Source organism: Lysinibacillus sp. UGB7, assembly GCF_049058285.1.
Classification (GTDB): Bacteria; Bacillota; Bacilli; order Bacillales_A; family Planococcaceae; genus Lysinibacillus; species Lysinibacillus sphaericus_B.
The window spans coordinates 1-1,777 of the sequence record NZ_JBMGUV010000077.1 but is presented as its reverse complement, the minus strand read 5'-3'; the positions used below and the strand labels follow the sequence as shown (position 1 = coordinate 1,777).

Below are 1,777 nucleotides of genomic sequence, written 5' to 3'. Positions count from 1 at the left end.
CAGCTGATAGCTGGCTGTTTTTTTTATTTTCTAAGAAAATAAAATGATATATATAATGAACAACCGGAAACTATAAAATAATAGTTTCTCGTTGTTTCAGACTATAGACAAACTCAATTTTTTGAGTAGTTTGTCTATAGTCTTTTTTTCATAGAAGTATCTATTATGAAGCCGTTGATTTCCACTACGGCAGACGCTTTTCGCGGGTGATGGCTTCAGTCTCCTCATCGCTACGCCCCTGCGGGGCCTTCAGCCCATGCTATTCCCGCAGAAGTCGCCGCCCGCGCTCCATTCAACTAGTGTACATTTTATCGGCTATTTCTGTCCGAAAGCGAAGGGGGCAACGAATTAACCCGCTCATGCCAGTAATTGAGGCAACTCATTTATTGGAAAAAAACAAAATGAGCGCACCCAAAACATTGCTGTAACTAAAACAACAATTATTATTTATTGTAGAAATGCTAGGATGTCCACAGTAAATGGAATGATTGAAAACCCAAAAGGTAAACTATCATTAGCAATTAAAACAAGTAGCTAGGATTTAGTGCTGTACTTAACAGAGCTGAATTCTTTTGTTTATTAGAATTGTCTTCTATTTTATAGAAGTGAAATCTATCGTTAATTTGACATCAATCTCCTTTTTAAGTTCTAATTCCTTTATTTGATTCTTATAATGTAAAGATTACTTAAAAAAGGAGAGGGAATTTTGTGGATTGATGGCGTTTTTTCGGGTGGGGGTTTAAAGGGCTTTGCATTGGTTGGGGCGTATCAGGTACTAGAAGATCAAAATTTCCGATTTAAGAGGGTTGCCGGGACGAGTGCTGGGGCCATATTAGCTGCATTCATTGCTGCTGGATATAGTGGAAAAGAGATCGAAAGTATGTTAGAAGAGTTAGATGTGCCTTCATTATTAGATCCTCGCAAAACATTTCTACCACTGCCGTTTATGAAATGGGTTAATGTATATAATCATTTAGGTTTATATAAAGGAAAAGCATTAGAAAAATGGTTCTTTCAAAAATTAGCGGTTAAAGGAGTTTATACCTTTGACGATTTACCTAAAGATTCATTGAAATTAGTAGCATCCGATTTAACCAATGGTAGGATGATTGTGTTACCAGATGATTTGCATAAATATCAAATCGATGCAAAAAAATTTTCGGTAGCATGTGCTTTACGGATGAGCTGTGGAATACCATTTTTCTTTGAACCAGTTACTTTAAAAACAGGTAAGGGTGAATCTGTTATTGTAGATGGTGGGGTATTAAGTAATTTTCCTTTATGGATATTTGATGATGGCGATGGACGTAAGGTGCGACCGATAATAGGTCTTAAACTTAGCCGTAGTAGCGAAGAACAATGCCCGCACGAAATAAAAAATGGCTTAAATTTATTTGAAGCGTTATTTGCAACAATGAAGGGTGCGCATGATGAAAGATATATTTCAAGAAGACATGAAAGGGATATTATTTTTATTCCTGTTGATGATTATAGTGCTACACAATTTGATTTGAATGAAGAGACAAAGGAAACCTTGATGGAGATAGGAAGAAATCGTACTATACAATTTCTAAAGAACTGGCCGAGGTATAGAATATGAAAACTACTATTATTATAAATAAATGATAAAAACTATTGACGTTATATAATATTGATGCTATTATATAAAAGTTGCTGTTAAGACATGCAACTACGAGAATATAAAAATAAAATAACTGTTTGACATTATCTCAATAACATGTTATTATATAAAAGTTAGCTCTTACGAGTTAAATAA

The 1,777-nt window shown here is 34.6% G+C and carries 1 protein-coding gene; it reads left to right on the top strand.

The window, feature by feature from the left end:
- Positions 1–706 precede the first annotated feature (706 nt).
- Positions 707–1,600, top strand: coding sequence for a patatin-like phospholipase family protein (locus tag ACOMCU_RS27910; protein ID WP_421052285.1), 894 nt, complete (start codon positions 707–709; stop codon positions 1,598–1,600).
- Positions 1,601–1,777 lie beyond the last annotated feature (177 nt).